The organism is Chloroflexota bacterium (genome assembly GCA_014360825.1).
Lineage (GTDB): Bacteria > Chloroflexota > Anaerolineae > UBA2200 > JACIWT01 > JACIWT01.
On record JACIWT010000004.1, the window covers coordinates 189,506 to 207,232 of the forward strand.

Consider the following 17,727-nt stretch of genomic DNA (forward strand, 5'->3'; position numbering starts at 1 on the left):
GAATAAACAACGTGTGGTCATCATGGGCGCGGCAGGCCGCGACTTCCACAACTTCAACGTTTACTTCCGCGATAACAAAGCCTACGAAGTCGTGGCCTTCACCGCTACGCAGATCCCCAACATTGAAGGGCGCATTTACCCCGCCGCCCTGGCCGGCAAACTATACCCCAAAGGTATTCCCATCTACCCGGAGGAGGAACTCGCGGACCTGATCCGCAAACACAGCGTGGATCAGGTGGTCTTCGCTTATTCGGATGTATCCCACGAGTATGTCATGCACAGGGCTTCTCTAGTCCTGGCTGCCGGTGCCGACTTCCGGCTGATGGGGACAAAGAGCACTATGCTCAAGGCCAAGGTGCCGGTCGTGTCCGTCTGCGCCGTGCGCACGGGGAGCGGCAAGAGCCAGACCACCCGCCGCGTGGCAGATATCCTCACCAAAGAACTGGGCAAAAAGGTGGTGGTCGTGCGCCACCCCATGCCTTACGGGGACCTGGTGAAACAGACGGCGCAACGCTTCGCCTCCTACGCCGACCTCGACCGCTACGAATGCACCATCGAGGAGCGGGAGGAATACGAACCGCACCTGGATCGGGGCAACATCGTTTACGCTGGGGTGGACTACGAGGTGATCCTGCGCCAAGCGGAGAAGGAGTGCGATATCCTACTATGGGATGGGGGCAATAACGACTTGCCCTTCTACCAGCCTGACCTGCACATCGTCGTGACGGACCCGCATCGGGCGGGTCACGAACTCAAGTATCACCCCGGCGAAGCCAACCTACGCCTGGCCGATGTGGTGGTCATCAACAAGATTGACACTGCCGACTTGCGCAGCATCGCCGCCGTGCGTGAGAACGCGCTGGCCACAGCGCCCAGAGCGGTTCTTGTAGAGGCTGCATCGCCGATCTTTGTGGAGAACTGGGAGGCTATCCGCGGGAAAAAGGTCTTGGTGGTCGAGGATGGGCCGACTCTCACCCACGGCGAAATGCAATACGGCGCTGGGATTGTAGCCGCCCGGAAATTCGGGGCTGCCGAGATCGTGGACCCGCGGCCCTACGCAGTGCGCAGCATCGCCGCCACCTTCGAGAAGTATCCTCACACCGGGCCACTGCTCCCAGCCATGGGCTATGGGAAAGAGCAGGTCTGCGATCTCGAAGAGACCATCAATGCCACGCCCTGCGATTTGGTCATCGTGGCCACGCCGATTGACTTGCGGCGTATTCTCCACATCCGCCCGCCGACCGTTCGCGTGCGCTATGAACTCCAGGAAATTGGCCAGCCCACACTCAAGGACATACTGGTGGCCCGATTCGCCTGAGATGAAAGGAGGTGATGCTACCATCTGTACCGTAAATATATGGACAGCGGTTCATAATACCTTCGAGGAGGAAGTGACATGATCGAACAAGTCGCCATCATTGGCGTTGGCTACAGCGGATATCGCTCTCTCACCCCGGACCTCTCTTACAAAGAGATGATGTTTGAGGCCGCGGTGAGGGCATATCAGGAGGCCGGGATTGATCCCAGAGCAGATGTGGACGGTTTCGTCACCGTAGCCGAGGACTACAACGAGGGCACCAGCATCTTTGACGAATATGTTCCCGACCAGTTGGGCGGCGTCTTGAAGCCAGTGCATACGATTGGCGGCGATGGCATCCACGGCCTGATCGCTGCCTACATGCAGATCTTGACCGGTGCGATGGACATCGTCGTCGTGGAGGGCCACTCCAAGGCCTCCAACATCCTCACCAAGCCGGAGATTATGGCCTTCGCTATGGACCCGGTCTTCAATCGCCCCCTGGCAGCCCATCCCTATTTCATCGCTGGCATGGAGATGCAACGCTATCTATTTGAAACTGGCACCACCCCTCTCCAGTGCGCCCAGGTGGTAGTCAAAAACAAAGCCAACGCCCTGCAGAACCCCATCGCCGCTCACCCGGCCAATATATCGCCGGAGGAAGTGTTGTTTTCGGCGCCAGTGGCCGAGCCGTTGACGCAACTGGAAATCGCACCCCATGCCGACGGAGCCATCGTCATGGTGTTGGCCTCGGAGAAGACAGCGCGTGCCCTCTCCGATGCGCCCATCTGGATCCGGGGCGTGGGTTGGTGCAACGACACTTTCTGGTTGGAGAGCCGCTCCTGGAGCGAGGCGTGGTATGCGCGCCTGGCCGGCCAGATGGCCTATCGCATGGCTGGCCTCCGCAGCCCTCGGTATGACTTGGACCTGGCCGAAGTGGACGATACTTTCGCCTACAAAGAATTGCAGCATATGGAAGCCCTCGGTTTATGTCAACCTGGAGAGGCGGGCATCCTCACTGAAGAGGGAGCGACTGAAATCACCGGCGACCTGCCAATCAATCCCTCTGGTGGCAGCCTGGGCTGTGGGCATCTATTGGATGCTTCCGGGCTGGCCCGCGTTCTCGAGGTCGTATGGCAGTTACGCGGCCAGGCCGGGCCGCGACAAGTGGAAGACGCCGAACTGGCGCTGGCTTTCGGCTGGCGGGGCCTGCCTACTACCAGCGGCGCGGCAATCGTGCTGAGCAACTGAAGAGGTGCAAGATGAGCAAACGCAGAGTAGCCATTGTGGGCGCAGGGATGACCAAATTCGTCCGCCGCGCCCAAGAAACAGGCAAGGAACTGGCCTTCCAGGCCAGCAAGATGGCCTTGGATTCCTGTGAACTGACGCTGGATGACATCGGTGCCGTGTGCCTGGGCACCGCGCCGGACGCTTTCGACGGCGTGCACATGAAAGCCGAGTATCTCAGCGACGGAGCCGGGGCATTGGGAAAGCCCTATATGCGCTCGTATGTGGGCGGTGGAACCGGGGTCTTCGCGGTGATCCAGGGTTGGTACCACGTGGCCAGCGGCCTGTTCGATACCTGCTTGGTGGTGTGCGAGGAGAAGATGTCGTCCTGCCAACCGCACCCGCAGGGGGCTTTCCTCACTATCTTCGACCACACCACCGAGCGCGCGCTGGGGCCTAACCTGCTGTGGATTTTCGCCCTGGAAATGAACGCCTATATGACTCGCTATGGCCTGGATAAACGCGACATTGCCCTGGTTTCTGTCAAAAACAAGCGGAATGCCGCCGACCACCCCTGCGCCCTCTTGGGAGATCCAAACATCACTGTGGAGGATGTTCTCAACTCCGAAGTGCTGGCCTGGCCGGTGCAGCGTCTGGATGTGAGCCCGATCTCAGATGGGGCGGTGGCCATTGTGCTCGCGGCGGACCATGTGGCCAGGCGTGTCACCGACAAGCCGGTGTGGATTGAGGGCGTCGGCTGGAGCCTGGACACCGCTTACTGGACCAACCGTGACCTCTCCTATCCCACCTACGTCGAAGAGGCGGCGCGCATGGCCTACAAGATGGCGGGCATCACCGAGCCACGCAAGCAAATCCACATTGCCGAGCCTTATGATCCCTTCGACTATAAGGAACTACATCACCTCGAGGGGCTGCTCCTGGCGGACAAGGGCGAGGCGCCGCGTCTGACGGCCGATGGCGTCACCCAGCGCACTGGGGATCTGCCGGTGTGTCCATCGGGAGGCCTCCTGGGGGTGGGCAATCCCATCGCTGCAGCCGGCCTGATGAAGGTGGCAGAGATCTTCTGGCAATTGCGCGGTGAGGCCGGCGCCCGCCAGGTGCCCGGCAATCCCAAGCGGGGCGTAGCCCAGGCCTGGGGCGATCTAATGCAAGTCGGCACTGTGGTAGTGCTCGGAGTATAGAGAAGGAGCGAGACCATGACTGTCAATATCAAGGAGTTTCCGGGAACCCCCCTTTCGGAGAAAGACTTTCAGAAAGGGCGGATCCTCTTCACCGAGTGGGTGCCCAAGGCGCACTATGCCTGGGATGCAGGGGTGGCCATCGGCCGTTATCTAGCCGAACTGAAGGCCGGTCACTTGATCGGACGCCAGTGCTGGGGATGCCGACGGGTGATGATCCCGCCGCGGATGTTCTGCGAACATTGCTTCCGTCCCACCGACGAGTGGGTCTACTTTCAGGATACGGGCACAGTGCGCACGTTCTCCCTGTGCTATGTCACCTGGGATATGCGAGAGTTGACCGAGCCTCAAATCCCCGCAGTGATCGAGATAGATGGCGCCTCGAAAGGCATGGGCATCCTGCATCTACTGGGCGAGGTAGATCCCAAGGCGGTACACATCGGGATGCGCGTTAAGGCCGTGTGGAAGCCGGCAGAAGAGCGCGAGGGGGCCATCACCGACATACGGCATTTCAAGCCGTTGTGAAAGAGCGAGGTGGGGTTGCCCCACCGTCTCAACAACTTAGGAGGAGGTACCTCTATGGCTATCACAGAGCGATTGGGAGAACTGCGCGAGGCCAGAGCCTGGGAGGGCGAGATCCCGACCCGTTATCGCTACACCATGGGTCTGGCCGGAGAGCGATTCTTCCGCGAGATCAAAGAACGCGGCCAACTGTTGGGCACGCGTTGTCCGAGTTGTGGGTGCATTTACGTGCCACCGCGTCTCTACTGTGAGCAGTGCTTTGAGAAATTGGACGAGTGGCTGGAGGTGGGCCCTCAGGGAACGGTACACAGTTTCACCGTCTTACACCTGGGTCTGGATGGCTCTGCTCTGGAGCAACCCAAAATCATTGCCTTCGTGCAACTGGATGACGCCGACGGCGGACTGGTGCATTACCTAGGCGAGATCGAGCCGGAGGAGGTGTACATCGGCCTGCCAGTCGAGGCTGTGTTCAAGCCTAAGGCAGAGCGTGTGGGCTCCATTTTGGACATCCAGTACTTCAGACCCGTTGCGTGACCGTTTGGCGCAGCAGGGCACGAAATCCGTCGGTGAGGAGATGGGGTCTGGAGATGAACTCACTTCGATAGAATATCCGGGAGGTCTGAACCTGTGGACTTTGAACTGAACGAAGAGCAGCGCATGATGCGCAAGATGGTCCGTGACTTCGCAGAGAAAGAGATCCGCCCCATCGCTGCCGAGACTGATCACAGTGGCAAGTTTCCCTGGGACATCATCCGCAAGATGGGCCAACTGGGGTTGATGGGCCTCACCATCCCCGAGGAGTACGGCGGAGCGGGCGGCGACGCTGTGAGTTATGCCATCGCCGTGGAAGAAATCTCCCGGGCGTGTGGTTCCACCGGCATCACTATGGCTGCTCATACTTCACTGGGCCTGTTCCCCATCTACGCCTTTGGGACCGAGGAGCAAAAGCGGAAGTACCTGCCCCGGTTAGCATCGGGCGAGGGGTTGGCGGCCTTCGGATTGACTGAACCCGAGGCCGGGTCCGATGCTGGTGCGACCCGCACCACCGCTGTGCGCGATGGCGACCATTGGGTCATCAATGGGCAGAAGATCTTCATCACATCCGGTTCGATCGCAGAAGTGGTAATCGTGACCGCGCGGACCGGTGGGGAGGCGGGGACCAAGAACATCTCCTGTTTCATTGTCGAGAAAGGCACGCCCGGTTTCCGTCCGGGGCGCGACGAGGAGAAGATGGGCCTCAAGGGTTCGGTTACCTCGCAACTCTTCTTTGAGGACTGCCGGGTCCCTGCCAGCAATCTGCTGGGCAAGGAGGGGGAAGGCTTCAAACAGGCCCTCATCACCCTGGATGGCGGGCGTGTCAGCATCGGGGCGATGGCTCTGGGACTGGCCCAAGCCGCGTTCGAGAAGGCGGTGCGCTATTCCAAAGAGCGCGTGCAATTCGGCCAGCCCATCTGCAACTTCCAGGCCATCCAGTGGATGTTGTCTGATATGGCGACGGAGATTGACGCCGCTAGGCTTCTGGTCTACCGGGCGGCAGCGCTGAAAGATCAGGGCGTGCGCTTCACCAAGGAGGCAGCCATGGCGAAGTTATATGCCTCCGAAGTCGCGGAACGCGCTGCATTCAAAGCCCTCCAGATTCACGGTGGCTACGGCTATATGCGCGAATACGAGGTCGAACGCATCTACCGCGACCAACGGCTGTGCTCCATCGGCGAGGGCACGAGCGAGATCCAAAGACTGGTGATCGCCCGCGAGGTGTTGAAGTAGCGGAGGCAGTGGTTTGCCAGGTTGTGCGCTGAAAATCGCAGTGATTGGCGGCGGTAGCACCTATACCCCCGAGTTAATCGAGGGCTGCCTCCAGGCCCGCGATAGATTGCCAGTGGGCGAGATCTGGCTGATGGACATCAATCCCACTCGCCTGGAGATCCTAGGCGCATTTGCGCAGCGCATGGTGAACGCCGCCGGCGCAAGCATTCAGATCATCACTACTGCTGACCGACAGACGGCCATCGCCGGGGCAGATTTCGTCATCAGCCAGTTCCGTGTCGGCGGGATGGAGGCTCGGAACCAGGATATCCGCTTGGGTTTGCGCCACCACACCGTCGGCCAGGAAACCACCGGTGTCGGCGGCTTCGCCAAAGCACTGCGCACCATCCCGGTTGCATTAGACATCTGTCGCGATATGCGCGAACTGGCCCCTGATGCCTGGCTCATCAACTTCACCAACCCGTCTGGCTTGGTGAGCGAAGCGATCATGAAATACGGTGGGGTGAAGGTCATAGGACTATGCAATGTGCCCATCACGATGAAGATGATGATCGCCCGGGCCATGCGTTGGGATCCGGCGCGGGTACGATTAGGCTACGTGGGGCTCAACCATCTCGGTTGGGTGCGCCATATCTACCTAGATGGCGAGGATCGCATGGAGCGGGTGTTAGGCAACATTGACTTTTTCCTGCGATTGCCCATCCTCTCTCGCCTGGCAGGCAAGTATTTCGATCGCGAGTTGATTCGGGCGCTGCGCATGCTCCCTTCTCCCTACCTGCGGTATTACTACAACACCGCCCAAGTGTTAGAAGAGGAGAAAAAGGAGAAGAAGAACCGCGCTGAAGTGGTGATGGAACTGGAGCAGCGACTCCTCGAGAAATATAAGGACCCGCGCCTGAAGCGCAAGCCGCGAGAACTAAGCCAGCGCGGCGGAGCCTACTACTCTACCGCTGCCGTCCAACTGATCAGTGCCCTTCACAATGATACCGGCGACGAGCAAATCGTGAACGTGCGCAACGGCGATTGTATTGCCGACCTGCCACCCGACGCCGTGGTGGAGGTCCCCTGCGTGATCCATAGGGATGGGGCCAGGCCATTGCCGGTGGGTCACGTCGAGCCGGTGATCCGAGGGCTGATGCAGGCGGTGAAGACTTACGAACAACTGGCGGTGGAAGCCGCGGTGCATGGAGACCGCCGGATGTCGTTCATGGCCCTATTGGCCCATCCCTTGATTCGGCAGGCAGACCTGGCCAGAGCGCTCTTAGAAGACTTGTTGGTAGTCAACCGTCCGTTTCTGCCCCAGTTTTATCCGTAAACATGAAAGGGCCCAGCGACGGGGCGTATCGCTGGGCCCTTCTATTCTCGTCGGGGATCACACTGGCCGAATGCCCAAATAGACCTGGCCCCGAGTCAGCATTCGCAGCAGAACTTCCGGCGGCTGCTTGTCAATGCGTTTGTGCAGTTCCACCACGGAGAGCGGTTTATTCCCATTCGCCAGGAAGGTGAGGAAAATGCTCTCGATGACCGGCGTGTTCTCGGTGATATAGCCCGGCTTCAGGCTGCAACAGGCACGCAGGCGCTGCCACAACGAATCCACCCGCGTTACCTCTGCCGTCTCGGGGTCCACCCAGTCCACTTCTCGGTCGTCCGGCGTAGCCGCGTAAGCCGCCTTGCAGTCCGGGCAGAGCGATTCACGCAGGTAGATGCGAATGTCCCTGTTCTGTTTCTCCCACCAGGAGAAGTCAATGTGAAACTTGGTATTAAGGTCTGGTTTTAGTCGCACGGTCATTTCTGCGCTTCCTGAACGATGGTCATTCCGTAAGGGTACACTTGGTCGCGGATCAGGTCCTGACGCCTTGACCGCGGTCGTTCGCTCATCTCGGCAGCCGAGGTGTAGAGGACACCCTTGAGGCTCTCGTCATATACCCAGTTTCCTCCGCCCACAGGGTCAAAGCAAGCCTGGCGCGTCAGTTCGGCGAAGATGGGAATGGCCCCACAACGCCGTACCAAGTTCACTGCCGCATACAATGTCTTGGCGTGCACTAGGCCCTGCCCGCTCAGTTTGGCCAGTTCCGGGAATAGGGTTAATACGATCTCGGACAGGGATTTCTCTCTCAACTGGGTTGCATAGGCGTCCAACATAGCCTCGTCCTGCACTTCCATTAGCAGATAGCGGTCATAGCGGCAGGTATAGGCGCGCTTCTGAATGCTGAAGGTCAAGTTGCCATTGGACATGGCTGCAAAATAGACCCATTCTCCACGACGGCTCCGAGGCTCATAGGAGACCGCAATGGTGAATGGATCCCCGGTACGTGTCAATTGGATGGTAGCGCCCGCTGGTAATCCATTGGACTCATACCATTCGCCCAGACCCCAGGCGTAGCGCTCATCGGGCACCACCCACCCGCGTATCGGCGTTTTGCCCCGCACGTCGAGAAAAGAGATCATCAGCCTAGAGTTGCGGCCCGTGGGGAAGAGGCTCATGGCGGCGGCAGTCAAGGTAATGGTCCCCTCGCGGCGGTCGGGATAGCTCAAGGGGAAAGTGTAACTATCCACAGGCGGCATATCAGCGGTGAGGGTGAGCAGTTCGTCGGCTTCGTCCTGCAACTCGGCGGCGAACTCCAGCAATTCGCGGTTGATTAACTCACCGCCCATAGCCCGCTGTACTGGCACGAGCCGTTGCGGTTTCAGTAACACTGCCTGTGGGATCATGCGAGTGAGGAACCACAATGGCTTGTCGCTTGTGCCGATATCGGTGAAGCGCTCGTCGCGGCTGAGGGCGTAGTTCAGGGCGAAGAGTTGCGCCGCCGGCTTCGTCCCGGCGGGGAAGTCCAATTCAGCGAGTATCTCCTGCGGAGGAAGGGGTTTCCCCGCCATATCAATCATCGCCTCTGCGATATTCAAGTGGCCGATGGTAACCTCGGGCATCGCACTGCGCAGGAACCACATGTGATCCCAGTGTACAAACTCGGGGTCAGCGCGCAATGCTTTGACCAGATGCCCTCGGACAACTTCGCCGTACATCTGGTAGAGTTGCGAGGGGGAGACTTCTCGGCTGCCAGCAGCCTGGCGCTCCGCCGCCCGGTTCAGGGCATGAGGGGGCTTGAAGTTCGCGGCGAACTCACGCACTTCCCCATGTGGCTTCATACGAACCGCGATCACACTGAAATCACCGTAGGCGGGGTTATCACCTGGTCGCACGGCGATCACCTCGCCGACAGCGTAGTCCAGTGCGGTGAATACAAGCGTTTCCCCCACCTGGTACTCTGACTCCGGCTGGTAGATACGGCCTCGCTCCACCTCTTTCGCCAGAGACTCTTCCTCATCCCGACAGCGCTGCTCCACCACCTGCAACGCCAACTCGTCGAGGGTGTGAGGCTGCCCGTCGCTGGTCAGCCACTCGTATAAGTGCACCAGGTCCTCGTCGTGCACCGCGAACTCTTGCCAGTATTCGGCCCGCTGAGTTCGCAATCCGCGTTGTCCAATCACAAATGAGTCCTCCATGACCAATGAGTTTGACAATTAAGCGGCCAATCTACGATAGGCTCGCTGCAATTTGACCGCATCCTTCTCCAGATTGGGGCTCTCGCACACCACAAGCCCTTTGACACCGTAATCCCGGAAGGCGCGCAGAAGCGCCTTATAATCGAAATCGGAATCCTCCAGCGGCAGATGTTCCTGTTCCCCCTTATCGGTGTAGCCGATGCCCTGCACGTGACAGTGCATATCGTGGAGCACGGCCGGGCCCAGGGCAGCGCGCATCTGCTCCAGCAGTGCCGCGAATTCCTCGTAGCGATTATAAGCCCCTACGGAACGAGCATGCAAATGGCTGAAATCCACACAAGGCAAGACCCCCCTGATCTCCACGCTGAGGCGCAGGATCTCCTCCAAACTGCCGAATTGGCTGGCTTTCCCAGTTGTCTCCGGGCGCAGACAGGCGTTGACCCCCTCGGTGCGCAGGATGTCCACCAGTTCCATCAAGATGGTCTTCACCCGCTTGTAGACGACTTCCGGGGGATCGTCGTGGTAGAAAGCGGGATGGAAGGCGATGTTGCGGGCCCCACACAAGGCCCCCACACGAGCCGCAGCCAGCAGGCGTTCTTTGCTGGCTTCCACCTTTTCTGGCTCGCCAGAGTTGAAATTGATGTAGTAGGGCGCGTGAACGCTGAGGGCAACGTCCATCTCTTCGGCTACCGCGCGTACCGCGGCGGCGGTCTCAGGCCCCATGCCCACCCGCTGCACAAATTCCAGTTCCATACAGTCCAGTTTGAGTTCGCGCAGTCGCTGGATGCCGGCGATACTATCACGCTTGGGTGAGGACAACGGCACGCCACCGGTGCCGAACCGCAGTGTCTCCGCCTCTACGATGTCGTGAACAGACATGGCTACAATCGCCCGAAGAAGGAATGGATATCGAAGAGAAAATCGGTCTGGTGCCCGCAGTCCCGGCACCGCACTACTAGAAGGTCATAGTGCCGCCCCGCTTTGTCCTCCAGCAATATTTGCTTCTCGAGACCCAGCAAACCACCGCAGGCCGGGCAGCCGATCTTTTCCAAATACTTGTACTCTTCTGCGATGCTCGAAACCGGGATGGCATCGCTGAAATCATAGGCCACGATGGCTTCGTCCTTATGACATCAAACGAAGGCCCCGGCAGAGGAGAAAGTGAACCGGTGCCTTCTCCAAATTCTGACAGTGGGCGAAACAGGACTCGAACCTGTGACCTTCTGAATGTAAGTCAGACGCTCTCCCAACTGAGCTATTCGCCCCGGACGATGAAAATTATAAAGGTTTCGACACCAGTTGTCAAACACACACAATCGCCCACCCAGGTCAAAGACCGATGATGCCCCTCGCCGGGGAGTAACTGGGCGTTGTCTTCACCTGTGCTGGGTTGGTGCGCAGAGCGGGGATGGAGGGCGGTGCCCAGGGAGGAGCACCCTCAATCAAACGAAGCCCATCCGGAGGCACGAATTCGAATAACACTAGGTGTTCGTATGATATTATTTCTTCGCTACGCCTGGGCGTGAAGCCATCTGGCAAAAAGCGAATCCGGTATTCGGCAGCATCTTGTCCGATCCCGCCCAACTCGCCTTCCCAGAGGACATCCCCTCGAAGAGACTGGTTGTCATACAGTAGTCGCAGCGCAGCCGTCACTTCCCAGACAGCGTTTAGTGGACTCATAATGCCTTGAGGTCTCGGCAGGCCCGTTATGAGCACGTACGAGTCATCGGCAAACGATGGGGCCAGGGTGAACATGCTCCGCCAAATGCCCTTCTGTATCTGCCAGGCATTGGCATAGTCCTGCCAGATCGTATAGTGGTGAGCACTGGCTAGGCCAATGCTCCCGCTCATCAGGACCAGGAAGATGAGCGAGGCCAGCCATCTCCTACTACTTGCGATCTCGCTCCCGAGTTTGAAGAGACTGGACAGGGCCAGTGCCGCGCCCAGTGTCGCCGCCGAGTTGACCCGTGAGGCAATGCCTCCGATGCTAATGGAGACTGCAATCGGTATGAGCACCGCATAACCCAAGAGCAGCAGGAAAAGTCCGACGAGGAATAGGCCGAACCAGACCCAACGCGACGAAGCACGGGCATTCACCTTAGCACCCTGGGAGACAGTCCAGCAGGAGAGGAAGAGGCTCACAACCGCAAACACGCCCACCCCCGCACCCGGCTATGACTGCAGCCTAAATGCCCTGTTCTGCTGCCCGGCGGAGGGCATACTCCCACGCCTGGCCGAAGTTCAACCCGAACACTCGCCACACGCGCAGCGCGATCCTCCCCAAACTGATCCCGGGCCAGACCTCGGAAAGTCGATCGGACTGCCGAAACGCTGTTACTACGAATGCCCGACCCGCCAGGTACGACAAAGAGATCAGCAAATAAGGCACTGACTTCCGGACCCACCATTGAGGTAATGCTAGTCATCAATGTATAGGCCCAGCGAAGGGATGGCAGACATGAAGGTAACCAGAAAGAAGAGGCAGATACCGAGTGCGCCTAATTATCTTGGGTTCTGGAATCTCTTGACCACCGCCCGTTCCAATTGCACCTACATGCTCTCCGGTGCCGTCATCCCCATCAGGTTCAGCGTGCGGGCCAGGGTGATCTTTGCCGCCTGCACTAGTTTAAGCCGCGCTTTGGTGATGGCCGCGTCTGCCGGGTCCGAGGAGACCACGCGACAGTCGCGATAGAATGAATGGAAAGTGCTGGCCAGGTCCTGGGCATAATGAGGCAGATGATGTGGCTCCAGTTTCTCTGCCGCCAGCCGAACAATCTCGGGAAGCAAGATCATCTGACGAATCAAAGCCAGCTCCTGGGGATGCGTCAACAGCGATACGTCGCCATCCGACCAATCGATATCGCCCGCATATTTCAGGATGCTGGCGATGCGGGCGTGGGCGTACTGGACGTAGTACACCGGGTTCTCGTTGGATTGCTCCACCGCCAATTGCAGGTCGAAGTCCATCTGGCTGTCGGCGGCGCGAGCCAACAGGAAGAAGCGGGTGGCGTCGGGCCCCACCTCGTCCAACACTTCGCGCAGGGTGATCATATCGCCCGTGCGTTTGGATAGGCGCAACACTTCACCACCTCGCTTGAGCGTGACCAATTGATATAGGATCAATATCAGCCGTTCGGGGTCCACTCCCATGGCTTGTACTGCCGCCTTGAGGCGTGGTACCTGCCCCTGGTGGTCCGCCCCCCACACGTCAATCACGCGATCGAAGCCGCGGACCAGGAACTTCTCGTAATGGTACGCGATATCAGAGGCAAAATAGCCGGGCAAGCCGCTGGAGCGGACGACGACTTCATCTTTGTCCGCTCCCAAGTCCCTGGCTTTGAACCACACCGCCCCATCTCGCTCCTCCAGATAACCTCCCCGACGAAGCAAGTCCATCGCCCGGTCGAAATATCCGTCCTTGTATAATGTCCGCTCCGAGAACCAGCGGTCGTAACGCACCCCCATCACTTCGAGGTCCTCGCGGATGCGTTCCAGCATCATTTCCAAGCCGAGGTCGCGGAAGTGTGTCAATGCCTCCTGGCGATCCATCTCGAGGAATTTCGAGCCATGTTCTGCCGCCAGACGTTCGCCCATCTCGCGCATATATGCCCCCTGATAGCCGCCTTCGGGCAGCGGCTCATCCACGCCGAGGGCCTGGGCATAGCGGGCGTACAGGGTGGCGGCGAAAAGGTCTATCTGCGTGCCAGCGTCGTTCACGTAGTATTCGCGCTGCACTTCGTAGCCAGCCGCTTCCAGGATATTCGCCAGCGCATCGCCGATGGCCGCATTGCGCCCGCTGCCCACGTGCAACGGCCCAGTGGGGTTCGCGCTGACGAATTCGACCTGCACCTTCAATCCCTGCCCCATATCCGAATTGGCATACGTGGCCCCAGCCTCGAGGATAGCATCCACCTGTCGGGCCAGCCACAGCTCGGAGAGGGTGAAGTTGATGAAGCCGGGGGGCGCTATCTGGACCTCGCCCAGGTAGTCGGGGCGCTCCATCTGTCGCACAATGATCTCCGCGATCTGCAAGGGGGCCATCCGCGCCAGACGCGCCAACCCCAGGCAGACCGGCGTGGCAAAGTCGCCGTGGCCTGCCTCCCGCGGGCGCTCCACGATGATTTCCGGCGGGTCAAAGCGCGGCAGATCGCCCCCCTCCTGCGCAGATTGGATGGCGGCGGAAATCCGCTCAGCGAGGTCGGCTCTGAGGTCCAACATAGTCAACTCATCTCTTCCCAGTTCTGTCCAATTTTTATGTCAACTCTCAGCGGGGCATCGAGTTTGAAAGCGCCCTCCATCGTGGACTCCACCAGCGGTCGCACGATATCCATCTCCTCGCGAGGCACCTCAAAGACCAGTTCATCGTGTACCTGGAGGATCATCTGAGTCTTCAGCCTCTGCTCGCGCAATGCATTGTCCACGCGGATCATGGCGATCTTCATGATGTCCGCCGCTGTCCCCTGGATGGGCATGTTGATGGCCATGCGCTCCGCGGCGCGTTTCAGGCCAGCGTGAGCCTTGCTATCCGAGCGTAGTTCAGGGAAATAGCGGCGGCGGCCCAACAGTGTCTCCACGTAGCCGTGTTCGTAGGCGAAGGCTTTGGTGCGGGCCAGGTACTCGCGCACGCGGGGATAGCGGGCGAAGTAGTTATTGATGAACTCCGATGACTCCTCCACAGATAGTTCAGTGCGCTGCGAGAGGCCATACTCGCTCATCCCATAGACGATGCCGAAGTTCACCGCCTTGGCGATGCGTCGCATCTCGGGCGTCACTTTGTCCAGTGGCACGCCGAGGACCGTGGCGGCAGTGGAGGCGTGGATGTCCTCGCCGCGCTCGAACGCGGCAAGTAGATTCTGGTCTTGCGAGACATGGGCCAGGATGCGCAGTTCCACTTGTGAGTAGTCCGCTCCCAGGAGCAGGCAGCCCTCCCGCGCCACGAAAGCCCGCCTCACTTTGCGGCCCAATTCGGTGCGGATGGGGATGTTCTGCAAGTTGGGTTCGCTGGAGGAGAGGCGGCCAGTGACTGTACCCGTCTGATTGAATGAGGTGTGCACGCGGCCGGTACGCGGGTTTACCAGCAAAGGCAGTGCGTCGAGGTAGGTGGATTTCAACTTGGAGAGTTGCCGGTGCTCCAGGATCAACTCGATCACGGGATGCTTGCCGCGCAGTTTCTCCAACACCTCAGCCGAAGTGGAGTAGGCTCCACTCGTGCCCCGGATCGTTACATTGGCGGGCAGCCCCAGTCGATCGAACAAAGCCTCGCCCAACTGTTGCGTGGAGTTGATGTTGAAAGGATAGCCTACCATCTCCTGGATCTCCTTCTCCAGGGCTACCAACCGCTCGTGCAGTTCCCGCGACATAGCGTGGAGGAAGGGCACGTCTATCGCTACCCCAGCGCGCTCCATCCCCACCAGCACTGGGACCAGGGGCATCTCAATGTTCGCGAAAAGGTCCCACTGCTTGAGTTCGCGCAGTTCGGGTTCCAGTATGTCGGCCAGGCGAAGGGTGAAGTCCACGTCGGCGCAGGCGTAAGGTGTGACGCGCTCGATGGGCACCTGGTCTATGGTGATCTGGGCCTTGCCCTTGCCGATGAGGTCGGTGATGGGCGTCATCTCCGCCCCCAGCCGCTCCCAGGCCAGGCCCTTCAGCCCGATGTTGCGCCCGGTCGGGTCAATGATCCAGGCCGCGATCATAGTGTCGAAGGCAAGGCCCTCTACCATCAAGCCGTACTCAGCCAGCACCGTGAGATCGTAAACCGCGTTGTGCGCCACTTTCGGCAACTTCGCGTCCGAGAGGACGGGGCGCAAGCGGTGCAAGGTCTGCTCGAGCGGCAATTGCCTTCCAGTGGTGTGGCCCAGGGGGATGTAATAGCCGGAGCCCGGTTCGGCAGCCAGCGACAAGCCCACCAGATCGGCGCGCATGGCATCCAGGGCGGTGGTCTCCACGTCCAAGGCCACGCGGTGGGCACTGGATAGCGTTCGCAATAGGTCCTCGAGGGCCTCTGGGGTATCCACCACCCGATAGTCTCCGAGGGGCAGTGCTTCCGGCACGGCTGCGGGGCGCGCCGCCTCCTTCGTCTCAAAGAGCGGTAGTTGTCCGAGCGGCTCTCCGCCACGCTTGCCGGGCACCCGATCCACCAGGCTGCGGAAACCCAACTCGCGGAAGATAGCCATCACCGCATCGCGATCGAAATCACCCACCCGGCTCTTGCTCAAGTCCAAGCGCACAGGGAGGTCATGCACCAGTTGCACCAACTGTTTGCCACGCCGGGCGTTCTCTTCACCTACCTGCAGTTTCGCGCGCGTGGGCGCGTCAATCTCATCCAGATGCTCGTAGATGCCCTCGATGGTGCCGTAGGCCTGCAAGAGTTTGACCGCCGTCTTCTCCCCGATGCCCTTCACGCCAGGGATGTTGTCGGTTACATCCCCTACAAGAGCCTTAAAATCCACTAACTGTTCAGGCTCCAGGCCGTATCGCTCACGGATGCCCTCTTCATCATAGACCTTGGTCTCAGTGAATTTGCGGCCGGAGATGAGCACTCGCACGCCAGGCCGGATGAGTTGGAAGGTGTCGGTATCGCCGGTGACGATGAGAGCCTCCAAGCCTTGCTCCGCTGCCTGATCGGACAGCGCTGCTAACACGTCGTCGGCCTCATAGCCCTCGACCGAGTACATCGGGATACCGAAGGCAGCGATGATCTCTTGGACGCGGCTGAATTGGGGAGCCAGGTCGCCGGCCATCGCCGGACGAGTGGCTTTGTAGTCCACGTACTGGTCGTGGCGAAAGGTGCGGCCAACGTCGAAGGCGACCGCAGCATAGGCTGGTTGGAACTCGGACATCACTTTGAGCAACATCGAGGTGAAGCCAAAGGTGGCGTTGGTCGGTTCGCCATCCTGGCTGGTCAAGGGCGGTATGGCGTGGTAGGCGCGGTGCACCAGGGCATTGCCATCTATCAGCAGGATCACGGGTTTCTCGCTCATAGGTCGCCTCCCACAAAAGATTATACCACAAGCCGCCATTTGGCGATAATAGCAGTTTGTCAAACCTTCCCTGGGTTAGTTTTAGAGAACCTACGGGATGGCTCTCTGCAAGCGCACACATCAATTGACGGCTTGCGCATCGTGGTGTATGCTACAGGACGATGAAACCATCTCTCCGCACCATATTTTGCGCCCTGGTTCTCCTTTCGCTCCTGGTGGGTCACGTCAACGCTGTCATAGCAGACGCGCCAGATGCGGGGGATCAGTTCCTTTGCGGCGGAGTGGTGGCAGGATTCACGGAGGAAGGAGAGCCGATCCCCCAACGGCTGCGGATGGCGGAGGTCCCGGTCACCGTCACTCCTGGCGGCGGGGAACTCACTTTCAGCGTGGATGAGAGCGTGGACCCGGCCTACGCGCAGTACATCCTCGACCTGCTCCTCACCGTCTATCCGGTCGCCGTCCGACTCTACGGCCCGCCGGTGCGGAGCCGCCATGTGGTCGTACACTTCGATGACAGCACTCCCGGTTGGTTCTGGTATTCCAACGGCCGCATCATCATCAGCAGTTATCCCCGAATCACCCTGCCTTACACCGGCACGACATGGGCTCTGCCCAACAACGACCCGCGCTGGGATGCCGTGGTGACCCACGAGATGTTGCACGCCTTCCACGATGGCATCGGTCTGAGCGCCTCCTGGAACGAGGAGGGCATGACCGAAGCAGGGGCAGAACTGGTGGGCGAATATCTCTGGGATCAGCGCGTCCGCGACATCCTGGGCCGCACGCCGCAATACAATCTGCTCATGTACGACACCTGGAGCCAGATGGGCGCTGATGTCCTGGGCGGCACGCCCTACGCCTATTACAAAGCCGTCCCAGATCTCTTCTATCGCACCGTGCCGGCGGTCTTCTGGATGCTCCTCAGCGGGGAGGCAGATGCCCTGGCTGGTTCCTGGGCCGACTACACCTTCCTGGCCGACCTCAACCTCGCGTTATATGAGTACGCCGCCACCCACAGTGCCCTCATCCCCGATTCTATATTCTACGAGAAAATCGCCTCGCTCTCACCTTACCCGGTGGACGGACTGCCAGCCGCAACCTGGGTGCAGAGCCAACCCGTTGTCTCCACCGCCGGGTCGGAGGGAACGTTCTTGGCCGTCTATCCGGTGCAGGTAACCATCGGACGGCACGGGCGCAGCATTTGCGTACCGATGAACCCAACTCGGCTCTA

Annotated in this window: 16 protein-coding genes and 1 tRNA gene; 8 read left to right on the plus strand and 9 right to left on the minus strand. The window is 59.8% G+C overall.

The genetic code is table 11. The features are described 5' to 3' along the window. Positions 1–22: 22 nt before the first annotated feature. The 7 genes from H5T64_04310 (at position 23) to H5T64_04340 (ending at position 7,327) form a co-directional block, all read left to right on the plus strand. Positions 23–1,318 (plus strand): GTPase, encoded by a 1,296-nt coding sequence (locus tag H5T64_04310; GenBank protein ID MBC7263566.1) that lies wholly within the window; start codon positions 23–25, stop codon positions 1,316–1,318. Between the two features lie 78 nt (positions 1,319–1,396). After that, complete coding sequence (locus tag H5T64_04315) at positions 1,397–2,548, plus strand: acetyl-CoA acetyltransferase (GenBank protein ID MBC7263567.1); 1,152 nt, start codon at positions 1,397–1,399, stop codon at positions 2,546–2,548. Positions 2,549–2,559: 11 nt separating this feature from the next. Further along, entirely contained in the window at positions 2,560–3,726 is a 1,167-nt protein-coding gene (locus H5T64_04320; protein ID MBC7263568.1) for a thiolase domain-containing protein, read from the plus strand. Positions 3,727–3,741: 15 nt separating this feature from the next. Beyond that, positions 3,742–4,248, plus strand: coding sequence for a Zn-ribbon domain-containing OB-fold protein (locus H5T64_04325; protein ID MBC7263569.1), 507 nt, complete (start codon positions 3,742–3,744; stop codon positions 4,246–4,248). A gap of 54 nt (positions 4,249–4,302) precedes the next feature. Beyond that, a complete protein-coding gene (locus H5T64_04330) occupies positions 4,303–4,779 on the plus strand; it encodes a Zn-ribbon domain-containing OB-fold protein (protein MBC7263570.1) in 477 nt (158 codons plus the stop codon). Positions 4,780–4,872: 93 nt separating this feature from the next. Further along, positions 4,873–6,012 (plus strand): acyl-CoA dehydrogenase, encoded by a 1,140-nt coding sequence (locus H5T64_04335; protein MBC7263571.1) that lies wholly within the window; start codon positions 4,873–4,875, stop codon positions 6,010–6,012. A 13-nt stretch (positions 6,013–6,025) separates the two neighbouring features. Next, positions 6,026–7,327 carry a 6-phospho-beta-glucosidase gene (locus H5T64_04340; GenBank protein MBC7263572.1) on the plus strand — a complete coding sequence of 434 codons (1,302 nt, stop codon included), beginning with the start codon at positions 6,026–6,028 and terminating at the stop codon, positions 7,325–7,327. Between the two features lie 57 nt (positions 7,328–7,384). Here H5T64_04340 and H5T64_04345 read toward each other — a convergent pair whose 3' ends face one another. The 9 genes from H5T64_04345 to polA form a co-directional block, all read right to left on the minus strand. Continuing rightward, positions 7,385–7,801, minus strand: a complete 417-nt coding sequence (locus tag H5T64_04345; protein ID MBC7263573.1) for a hypothetical protein — start codon at positions 7,799–7,801, stop codon at positions 7,385–7,387. Then, positions 7,798–9,501 (minus strand): hypothetical protein, encoded by a 1,704-nt coding sequence (locus H5T64_04350; protein ID MBC7263574.1) that lies wholly within the window; start codon positions 9,499–9,501, stop codon positions 7,798–7,800. The genes H5T64_04345 and H5T64_04350 overlap by 4 nt, the downstream gene beginning before the upstream one ends. Before the next feature lie 33 nt (positions 9,502–9,534). After that, positions 9,535–10,395 (minus strand): TIM barrel protein, encoded by an 861-nt coding sequence (locus tag H5T64_04355; GenBank protein ID MBC7263575.1) that lies wholly within the window; start codon positions 10,393–10,395, stop codon positions 9,535–9,537. Between the two features lie 2 nt (positions 10,396–10,397). Beyond that, positions 10,398–10,628 (minus strand): hypothetical protein, encoded by a 231-nt coding sequence (locus tag H5T64_04360; GenBank protein ID MBC7263576.1) that lies wholly within the window; start codon positions 10,626–10,628, stop codon positions 10,398–10,400. 80 nt (positions 10,629–10,708) lie between these two features. Further along, a tRNA-Val gene (locus tag H5T64_04365) sits at positions 10,709–10,781 on the minus strand. 64 nt (positions 10,782–10,845) lie between these two features. Continuing rightward, the gene (locus H5T64_04370) at positions 10,846–11,670 is read right to left on the minus strand and encodes a hypothetical protein (protein MBC7263577.1); all 825 of its coding nucleotides are present in this window, start codon (positions 11,668–11,670) and stop codon (positions 10,846–10,848) included. Positions 11,671–11,701: 31 nt separating this feature from the next. After that, entirely contained in the window at positions 11,702–11,905 is a 204-nt protein-coding gene (locus H5T64_04375) for a hypothetical protein (GenBank protein ID MBC7263578.1), read from the minus strand. Between the two features lie 161 nt (positions 11,906–12,066). Next, positions 12,067–13,734: an arginine--tRNA ligase gene (locus tag H5T64_04380; GenBank protein ID MBC7263579.1), complete on the minus strand. Its 1,668-nt coding sequence runs from the start codon at positions 13,732–13,734 to the stop codon at positions 12,067–12,069. A 2-nt stretch (positions 13,735–13,736) separates the two neighbouring features. Beyond that, positions 13,737–16,496, minus strand: coding sequence for a DNA polymerase I (gene polA, locus H5T64_04385; GenBank protein ID MBC7263580.1), 2,760 nt, complete (start codon positions 16,494–16,496; stop codon positions 13,737–13,739). 161 nt (positions 16,497–16,657) lie between these two features. Here polA and H5T64_04390 point away from each other — a divergent pair. Further along, a partial coding sequence (locus H5T64_04390; GenBank protein ID MBC7263581.1) for a hypothetical protein occupies positions 16,658–17,727 on the plus strand: 1,070 nt, incomplete at its 3' end.

Bases quoted from the DNA above. Each gene is read 5' to 3' on its own strand.
- H5T64_04325 (MBC7263569.1), top strand. From the start codon at position 3,742: ATGACTGTCAATATCAAGGAGTTTCCGGGAACCCCCCTTTCGGAGAAA.
- H5T64_04315 (MBC7263567.1), top strand. From the start codon at position 1,397: ATGATCGAACAAGTCGCCATCATTGGCGTTGGCTACAGCGGATATCGC.
- H5T64_04320 (MBC7263568.1), top strand. From the start codon at position 2,560: ATGAGCAAACGCAGAGTAGCCATTGTGGGCGCAGGGATGACCAAATTC.
- polA (MBC7263580.1), bottom strand. From the start codon at position 16,496: ATGAGCGAGAAACCCGTGATCCTGCTGATAGATGGCAATGCCCTGGTG.
- H5T64_04355 (MBC7263575.1), bottom strand. From the start codon at position 10,395: ATGTCTGTTCACGACATCGTAGAGGCGGAGACACTGCGGTTCGGCACC.
- H5T64_04330 (MBC7263570.1), top strand. From the start codon at position 4,303: ATGGCTATCACAGAGCGATTGGGAGAACTGCGCGAGGCCAGAGCCTGG.
- H5T64_04345 (MBC7263573.1), bottom strand. From the start codon at position 7,801: ATGACCGTGCGACTAAAACCAGACCTTAATACCAAGTTTCACATTGAC.
- H5T64_04380 (MBC7263579.1), bottom strand. From the start codon at position 13,734: ATGTTGGACCTCAGAGCCGACCTCGCTGAGCGGATTTCCGCCGCCATC.
- H5T64_04310 (MBC7263566.1), top strand. From the start codon at position 23: ATGGGCGCGGCAGGCCGCGACTTCCACAACTTCAACGTTTACTTCCGC.